The sequence below is a fragment of the Acinetobacter sichuanensis genome (assembly GCF_003024515.2).
In the GTDB taxonomy this organism is placed as follows: domain Bacteria; phylum Pseudomonadota; class Gammaproteobacteria; order Pseudomonadales; family Moraxellaceae; genus Acinetobacter; species Acinetobacter sichuanensis.
Window position 1 is genome coordinate 1 of the sequence record NZ_PYIX02000070.1, and the last position, 8,301, is coordinate 8,301.

13 protein-coding genes are annotated in these 8,301 nt (G+C 39.7%); all 13 read left to right on the forward strand.

The window, feature by feature from the left end:
• A partial coding sequence (locus C9E89_RS20795) for an HNH endonuclease (RefSeq protein ID WP_407641433.1) occupies positions 1-320 on the forward strand: 320 nt, incomplete at its 5' end.
• A gap of 140 nt (positions 321-460) precedes the next feature.
• Positions 461-979 carry a terminase small subunit gene (locus C9E89_RS20800; protein WP_107010061.1) on the forward strand — a complete coding sequence of 173 codons (519 nt, stop codon included), beginning with the start codon at positions 461-463 and terminating at the stop codon, positions 977-979.
• A 7-nt stretch (positions 980-986) separates the two neighbouring features.
• On the forward strand, positions 987-2,660 hold the full coding sequence (locus C9E89_RS20805; RefSeq protein ID WP_107010062.1) for a terminase large subunit: 1,674 nt from the start codon (positions 987-989) through the stop codon (positions 2,658-2,660).
• Complete coding sequence (locus C9E89_RS20810) at positions 2,657-3,892, forward strand: phage portal protein (protein WP_107010063.1); 1,236 nt, start codon at positions 2,657-2,659, stop codon at positions 3,890-3,892. Before C9E89_RS20805 ends, C9E89_RS20810 begins: the two co-directional genes overlap by 4 nt.
• Positions 3,885-4,535 carry an HK97 family phage prohead protease gene (locus C9E89_RS20815; RefSeq protein WP_107010064.1) on the forward strand — a complete coding sequence of 217 codons (651 nt, stop codon included), beginning with the start codon at positions 3,885-3,887 and terminating at the stop codon, positions 4,533-4,535. Before C9E89_RS20810 ends, C9E89_RS20815 begins: the two co-directional genes overlap by 8 nt.
• Before the next feature lie 5 nt (positions 4,536-4,540).
• Positions 4,541-5,734, forward strand: coding sequence for a phage major capsid protein (locus C9E89_RS20820; protein ID WP_107010065.1), 1,194 nt, complete (start codon positions 4,541-4,543; stop codon positions 5,732-5,734).
• A 44-nt stretch (positions 5,735-5,778) separates the two neighbouring features.
• Positions 5,779-5,970 carry a hypothetical protein gene (locus C9E89_RS20825; protein WP_107010066.1) on the forward strand — a complete coding sequence of 64 codons (192 nt, stop codon included), beginning with the start codon at positions 5,779-5,781 and terminating at the stop codon, positions 5,968-5,970.
• Complete coding sequence (locus C9E89_RS20830; protein WP_107010067.1) at positions 5,948-6,253, forward strand: head-tail connector protein; 306 nt, start codon at positions 5,948-5,950, stop codon at positions 6,251-6,253. Before C9E89_RS20825 ends, C9E89_RS20830 begins: the two co-directional genes overlap by 23 nt.
• Position 6,254: 1 nt before the next feature.
• The gene (locus C9E89_RS20835; RefSeq protein WP_107010068.1) at positions 6,255-6,587 is read left to right on the forward strand and encodes a phage head closure protein; all 333 of its coding nucleotides are present in this window, start codon (positions 6,255-6,257) and stop codon (positions 6,585-6,587) included.
• Positions 6,588-6,589: 2 nt separating this feature from the next.
• Complete coding sequence (locus C9E89_RS20840; RefSeq protein WP_107010069.1) at positions 6,590-7,051, forward strand: HK97-gp10 family putative phage morphogenesis protein; 462 nt, start codon at positions 6,590-6,592, stop codon at positions 7,049-7,051.
• A complete protein-coding gene (locus C9E89_RS20845; RefSeq protein ID WP_107010070.1) occupies positions 7,048-7,407 on the forward strand; it encodes a DUF3168 domain-containing protein in 360 nt (119 codons plus the stop codon). Before C9E89_RS20840 ends, C9E89_RS20845 begins: the two co-directional genes overlap by 4 nt.
• A gap of 176 nt (positions 7,408-7,583) precedes the next feature.
• On the forward strand, positions 7,584-8,126 hold the full coding sequence (locus C9E89_RS20850; protein ID WP_107010073.1) for an antA/AntB antirepressor family protein: 543 nt from the start codon (positions 7,584-7,586) through the stop codon (positions 8,124-8,126).
• The coding region (locus C9E89_RS20855) for a hypothetical protein (protein WP_107010071.1) at positions 8,116-8,301 on the forward strand (186 nt) is incomplete at its 3' end. The genes C9E89_RS20850 and C9E89_RS20855, both read left to right, overlap by 11 nt.

The window sequence follows — 8,301 nt, forward strand, 5'->3', positions numbered from 1 at the left end:
AACTTCAGAGACTCAAGCCGCGCTTACAGGTGCAGAAGAAACCTGAGCAAAAAACTGTAGGTAATTGGCGTAGTGGCAAGTCATCAACTCAACGTGGTTATGGGTACAAATGGCAGAAGTTTAGATTGAAGTTTTTACAGTTGAATCCGTTATGTGTTTATTGTCAGCGTAAAGGATTGACTGTTGAGGCTACTGTTGTCGATCACATTACTCCACACCGTGGTGATATGGTTTTGTTTTGGAAAAATGGCAATCATCAATCGTTGTGCCAATCATGTCATAGCTCGGTAAAACAATCGGAAGAAAATCAAATATTTTGAGAATTATTCTCAAGTGGGTGGGGGAGGTTGAAAGTTCAGAGCTTTTGCTCACCTAGACCACGCCCTCTCTCACTTATAAAAAAATTTCTGTTTTCAAAAAAAGTTAATCAAAAAGTTAACTCAAAAGTTAAAGGTGAATTATGTCATTAACTGCAAAAATGAGAAAATTTGCTCAGGCTGTAGTTGATGGTCTAAGCAATAAAGATTCTGCAATTACAGCAGGTTATGCAGAAAAAACAGCAGCCCAAGCAGGTGCAAAACTTGCGAAAAACCCCGACATTATTAACTATATCGAAAAGTTAAAGGCTGACAAAAAGTTAACTTCTGAACCTGAAAAAGTTAAAGCTGAAAATCCTGTGCAGGTTATTCAAGTTGAGCGTATTGATCCACAAGTTGAGCAAGCATCAGGTCAATTTGTTGGTCGTGATGATATTGCTGTTGGTGGTGTTGATGATCCGCTTGAATATCTTAAAAAAGTTTGGACAGATGAGGGTGAAGATCCAGATTTGAGACTTAAAGCTGCTCAAGCTGCTATGCCATATGTTTATGGGAAAGTTGGCACCAAGGGTAAAAAAGAATCTCAGAGAGATGATGCTCGTGATATTGCAGGTGGTGGCGGTAAGTTTGCAACACGAGCGGCACGTAAAAGATATAGCTAGGTAGATTATGGACTGGACAACTTCTTGTAAGGATTGGGAAAAGAAGATTGTCAAAGGACAGTCTTTAATTCCATGCAAACCTCTGTTTCAAGATGAAGCAGAGATGGCGCTCGATGTATTTAAAAGCCTGATTGTGACCGATGTGATGGGTCAACCAACTATGGGAGAAATTACTCGCCCATGGGTATTTGAATTTGTTGCTGCAATCTTTGGCGCCTACAGTGAAGAGGAAAGTCGTCGATTAATTCGTGAATTTTTCCTTTTAATTCCTAAAAAGAATTCAAAATCAACACTCGCAGCATTCATTATGCTTACAGCATTGGTGATGAATGATCGTCAGGCTGCGGAACTTATTATTTTAGCGCCCACCAAAGAAGTCGCCGACAATAGTTATGTGCCAATTCGTGAAGCGATTAATGCTGATCCTGAATTGAAAGCTTTGATGAATATTTCAGAGCATACAAAAACGATTACTCATCGTGAAACGAATGCAACTTTAAAAGTTGTAGCTGCGGAATCAAACACGGTCGGAGGTAAAAAAGCTTCTTGGATTCTTATTGATGAGCTTCATCTTTTTCAAAAGAATGCGGGTGCAGCAGCAATGTTTCGAGAAGCAACAGGTGGTTTAGCAAGTCGAAAAGAGGGTTGTATTATTTATTTAACAACACAGGCGAGTGAGGTTCCTTGTGGTGTTTTTAAGCAAAAATTAGATTACGCTCGTGATATTCGGGATGGCATAAAAACTAATAAAAAATTCCTCCCTTTGATTTATGAATTTCCGAAACAAATGATTGAAGATGATGAGCATCTTAATCCTGAAAACTTTCATATTCCAAATCCAAACTATGGGACCAGTGTCGATCCTGAGCAATTAAAAGATGACTTTGAGCAATCTAAGGATTCTGATGAGGAAAACTTTAGAGATTTTTTGGCTAAACGATTAAATGTTGAAATTGGCATGAACCTTCGTGCAAATCGCTGGGCAGGCGCTGAATTTTGGTTGCAGCAATCGAAACAATTCACACTTAACAAACTAATTGAACAATCAGATGTAATTACCATTGGTATTGATGGTGGTGGTCTCGATGATTTACTTGGATTCGCTGTACTTGGTCGTCATGCTAAAAGTCGCAAATGGTGGTTGTGGAACCATGCATGGTGCAACACAACAGCGGTCGAAAGACGTAAAGAAAATGCACCTAAATATAAAGACTGTCAGGATGAAAAAAGCTTAACAATTGTTGATCGGGTTGGTGATGATATTGATCAATTAGCAACGATTGCTAAACAGGTTTTTGATTCAGGAAAACTTGACAGAATAGGGCTTGATCCACTTGGTTTGGGGGGACTTCTGGATGGCTTGCTTCAAGTTGGTATACCTGAAGAAAAAATGATAGCTGTGCCCCAAGGTTTAAAATTAATGGGCTATATCTTAACCACAGAACGAAAATTAGCAGAACGTAATTTATATCACCAAGGTTCGCAGCTTATGACTTGGTGTGTAGGTAATGCCCGTGCTGTGATGAAAGGTAATGGGATGATGATTTCTAAACAAGAATCAGGTGTTGGGAAGATTGACCCATTAATTGCAACCTTTAATGCTGTGGCTTTAATGAGTATGAATCCTGAGCCTAAAAACTATGATATTGACGGATATTTAGAGGACGTCGTGATAGCATGAGCGATTTACAAGATACGGGATTCTGGTCTCGTTTCTGGTCACGATTGACTGGAAGAACTCAACTAAAAAAAGGTGATACTTCTTATCCGTTTGATTCTTATATGTCATCAGGCGGTGCAGCAGTTACTCCTGAAACATCATTAAAACTATCCGCGGTGTGGGCATGTGTGAAACTACGTGCTGAAACAATTTCAACACTCCCTTTGCATCTTTATGATTCAAATAAAAAGATAGCAAAGGATCATGGTTTATATCGAATTTTACATGACTCGCCCAATGCTGATATGTGTGCAAGCGAATTTTGGCAAATTCAGTCGGCATGTTTGGATTTGTGGGGAAATGCGTACAATTATATTGCCCGAAGAGATGATAAGAGCATTATCTCTCTTGAGCCGCTTTTCCCAAATGAAATGGTAAAAAAACGGTTAAAAGATGGAAGTTTTGAATATCACTATACTGAGAATGGCAAAATAACCATTTATACAGATGATGAAATCTTGCACTTCAAAGGGTTTACTTTGGATGGCTATGTCGGATTGTCAGCCATTCAATTTTTTGCACAAACTATCGGTATGCAATTTGATGCAAATAACCAAGCGCAAGACTGGTTTAAGAATGGATTGAAGGTCGGTGGATTTTTAGAGACTGGTGAGCAAACTTTAACTAAAGAACAGCGTGAGCGAATGCGAAAATACCTCGCTCAATTTAGTCAGCCTGAAAATTCAGGCAAATACATGATTTTAGAAGCAGGAATGAAGCTCTCAAGTGCTTCAAACATTCGAATTAACCCTGTGGATGCACAGCTTTTAGAGTCTCGATATTTTGGTATTGAGGAAATTTGTCGTGCCTTTGGTGTGCCTCCTCAATTAATTGGGCATACAAGTAAAGCAAGTTCATGGGCATCAAGTCTTGAGCAGACCAATCAGGGGTTTTTAACCTACTCATTAAATCCATCATTGGTGCGTTATGAGCAAACCATTGCTCGAAAGTTATTATTGCCTCATGAAAAATATGAATATCGCCCTAAATTTTCAGTTGAGGGCTTGTTAAGAACAAATGTTGGAGCAAGAGGGGACTTTTACGTAAAAATGGCGCAAAACGGCATGTATACACGTAATGAGGTACGAGATTTGGAAGATATGCCAAGAAGTGATGACCCAAGTGCCGATAAGTTGATGGTACAGATGCAGATGGTTCCGCTTAGTAGCGAACAGGGTGAAATAAATGAATAAAAGAAGTTTTAATTTAGAGATAAAAGCCGTCCAAGAGGACGGTTTTTTTTCGGGCTATGGCGCGGTTTTTGGCAATCTTGATTGGTATAACGACATCATTTTACCAGGTGCATTTAAGCAAACTCTTTCAGATTGGGCTGCTAAAGGAAAGTATCCACCTGTGCTTTGGAATCACAGCGTTAATGAGCCAATCGGCGTATACACCAAGATGGTAGAAGATGAAAAGGGTTTGTATGTTGAAGGGCAATTGTTAATCAATGATGTGCCTCGTGCTAAGTCTACCCATGCATTGCTCAAAGTTGGTGCGATTGATGGTATGAGTATTGGGTATAGCACAATTAAGTCAAGTTATAACGAAAGTACTGATGTACGTGAGCTTATTCAACTTGGCTTAAATGAAATCTCAATTGTCACCACTCCTGCAAATGAAAAAAGCCTAATCACCTCTGTTAAATCCAAATTAGAAGATGGTCAATTACCATCTTTACCAGAATTCGAAAAGTTCCTGAGAGAGTCAGGCTTTTCTAAGTCGCAAGCCACTGTTATCGCTGGCAATGGTTTGCGTCATCTTTTGAGCGAGTCAGAAGGTGAAAAAATACAAGCGAAATCAATTTCCAATGCTTTGAATATTTTAAGAGGATAGGTCGAATGACTGATCAAAATTTAGAACAACTCGCTCAAGAGTTTAAAAAACAAGTTGATGAAGTGAAAGGCATTGCTGAAGATTTTAAAGGCAAGCGTGAACGTGGCGATAAAATTGCAGAAGGTGCAAAACAAACAGCCGATGAAGCCATCACAAAACTTAATGAGCTTAAATCTCGTGTGGACGAAGTGGAACAAAAGGCTGCTCGCCGCACACAAAGTGGTGGTGATGAGGTTAAATCACTAGGTCGTCAATTCGTAGAAACAGATGGCTTTAAGAGTATTCTTGCAAACGGCAACCGTGGTCGCGCAAGTATGGAAGTTAAAGCAACTATTACATCATTAACTACTGATGTAGCAGGTGCGGCAGGTGATTTGGTTCAAACCACACGTTTGGCAGGCATTATTGCACCACCAGATCGCAAGTTAACGGTTCGTGATTTGTTGATGCCGGGGCGTATGGATGGTAACTCTCTCGAATATGTTCAAGAGACAGGTTTTACCAATGCGGCAGATGTGGTTGCAGAAGGAGCCTTAAAACCACAATCAGATATTAAATTTGATTTAAAACAGACTGCCGCAAAAGTTATCGCACACCACATGAAAGCATCACGTCAAATTTTAGACGATGCTTCGCAATTACAGTCCTATATTGATGGGCGTTTACGTTACGGCTTGGCTTTCAAAGAAGAGCAGCAAATTTTAAATGGTGATGGTACTGGTCAGAACTTACTTGGCATTATTCCGCAAGCCACTGCTTATGCTAAACCCACAGGTGTTGCTACCACTGCTGAAAGCACATTAGATACTTTGCGCTTTGCAATGCTTCAAGCGATTTTAGCTGAATATCCTGCAAGCGGACATGTATTAAATCCAATCGACTGGACCAATATTGAAACTCTTAAAGACACTTCTGGTCAGTACATTATTGGCAACCCTCAAGGTGCGATTAACCCAACTTTATGGGCGTTACCTGTGGTTCAAACACAAGCTTTAACAGCGGGTAAATTCTTAACCGGTGCATTCTCTATGGGTGCTCAAATCTTTGACCGTTGGTTGTCTCGTGTGGAAGTTGCAACAGAAAACGAAGATGATTTCGTTAAAAACTTAGTGACTATTCTTGCCGAAGAGCGTTTGGCTTTAGCTGTGTATCGCCCTGAAGCATTTATTTATGGTGACATCAAACCTTCTGGTCCTTAATTTTTTATGACATGAGGGGGAGAACCCCTCATTTGGGTATCTACATGAAATATCTTGTTAAGCGAATTCATCTTGGTGACAAGATGTATGAGGTTGGTGATGAGCGTGAAGCTAATCCAAATGATGTTGCTCATCTGGTGACAAAAGCTGTTCTGGAGCCAATTGAAGACGCGGAAAGTAAAAATAAATCACCAGTTAGAAAGGTGAAATCAAATGATCGATCTACTAACAGCTAAACTTCACTGCCGTATTGATCACGATGATGAAGATATTTTAATTGAGCGATATATTGCCGCAGCAAACGAGCATTTAATTGCAAATCTTGATCGAAAGATAATTAAAGATGAAAGCGAGCGCCAATCTGAATGTGATCTTATTGATAATGCCGCTTTGGATTCTGCTCGACTGCTTCACATTGGGCATCAATACGCAAATCGTGAATCTGTTTCACAGGGTTTGAGTGAGATGCCATTGGGTTATTGGCGTTTGATTCAACCTTATCGAATTATGGGGGTGTGATGTGCCAGTTAAAGCAGGCGAACTTCGCCACCGTGTCACAATCCAACACTTTGTTGAACAGCGTGATGAATACAATAACTTGCTTGATAAGTCTTGGATTGAATACAAAAAGCTTTGGTCAAAAGTGGAATTTCTTTCCGTAAAAGACACATTAGCAGCCAAAGCGGCAAGCTCAGAAACCACAGCTCGCTTAAAGATTCGCAAGCGAACTGATATCACGACTGAAATGCGTGTGCTTTGGAAAGGTCAAGTTTTTCAAATAACTTCACCGCCAAAACCTGACAATGAAAACGCTGAAATTTATGTGACGTTTGAGCTGAAATTATTGGAGTAGATATGTCAATCCAATTCCAAATCCATGGTCTTGAAAACCTGCAATCCAAGCTTGAGCAACTTAATAACCCACGTAAAGTAAAATCCGCAGTCAGAAAAGCTTTGCGCCAAGGTGCGAATGTTGTCCGAGATGCAGCACGTGCAAATGCAAAGATGATTGATGATCCTGAAACTAAAGAGAAAATTTGGCGAAATATTGCTGTTCAAAGCGGTAAAAGCCGAAATGCTTCTGAAATTAAGATGCGCATTGGTGTGAAAGGTGGTGCATCTTTTTCAAATCCAAATCCACCAAAAGAAACAGGCGGGGACACGAGGCATTGGCGCTGGATCGAATTTGGTTCGGCGAATAACGTGGCAGTCCCATTCATGCGTCCTGCTTTATCAAACAATATTCAACCTGTAACAAACAAAGTTGTTCAGATTCTCAATGATGAAATTGATAAAGCTTTAGCGAGTGCAACATGAACATTTTACCAATATTCCAAACGCTTCAAGACTCACCTGTTAAAGACTTGGTTCAAAATCGCATCTATGAAGATGTTGCACCACATAAAACCAAATTTCCCTATGTTATTTGGCAGCTTATAGGTGGTGTACCTGAGCACAATTTAGATTGTCCACCTCAGATTGATCATCTAACTTTTCAGCTCGTTGTGTATGACACGCAAGCAACAAGAGCTTCGACTACACGAAAAGCAATCAGCGCTGTTTTAGACCCACTTTGTACAATCACCAATATTCACCCAAATTATTACGAGCGCATTGGTGATACTGATGTTTTTGGGCGTGGATTTGATGCGAATTGGTGGTTTGATCGCTAAAACACACAACCAAATTTAACCAACCCTGATCTTTAATTAGTTCAGGGTTTTTTAATGCCTGAAATATGGCATCCAAGCCGACTAGGGTAGCTCCTGAAAAGAAAGATGGTCGTTTCGACTATTCATTGCATCTTTCAGTCGGCTTTTCTTTTTTAATGAATAGTTGGAGTAAAGCAATGAATGCAATTGTAAAAATTAAAAACCAAACACCATTTATTGAAGTTGAATTAAATGGAAAAGTTCAGCTTGGTGTGAATGCACGAGATTTGCACAAGATGCTTGATGTGAAATCTGATTTTTCGCATTGGATTAATAGACGAATCAAACAGTGTGGCTTTGAAGAAAATTATGACTTTACTAAGGTCGTCAAAAAAGACGAGCTTTCAAAAACAGGTCAATGGATAACTGAATACATTATTTCTGTGGATATGACCAAACATCTTGGAATGATGGAGCGCAATGCAAAAGGACATGAAATCCGCAAATACTACATCGAGCAAGAGGAATTGGCTCGTCAACTCAAAGATGGTTTGCAAGTGCGTATTGGCAAACTTTCAGCACAGCTTGAATTAATTACACAAGGTTTATCTGAGGCAGGTCGTTTCCTTGTGGTGAATGGTAAACAAACTAAGCCAACCATTCTTAAAGAATTGGATGAACTGATCAAAGAGGCACAACCATCCTTAGATTTTGATCAGGACAAAAACAATGATAAATAATCCTCCTGATTATATTGTGGTGGAGTGTAGACCAAGCATAGAAGAAGATGGTTATGCTGATATTGTTATTCATAATGACACTTATATTTTTGAAAGTATTGAACCTGCGGAAAATCTGCGTGCAGCAATGCTAATAGCCATTGATATTGAGCGAACCAAGCCAAACCATCGACAT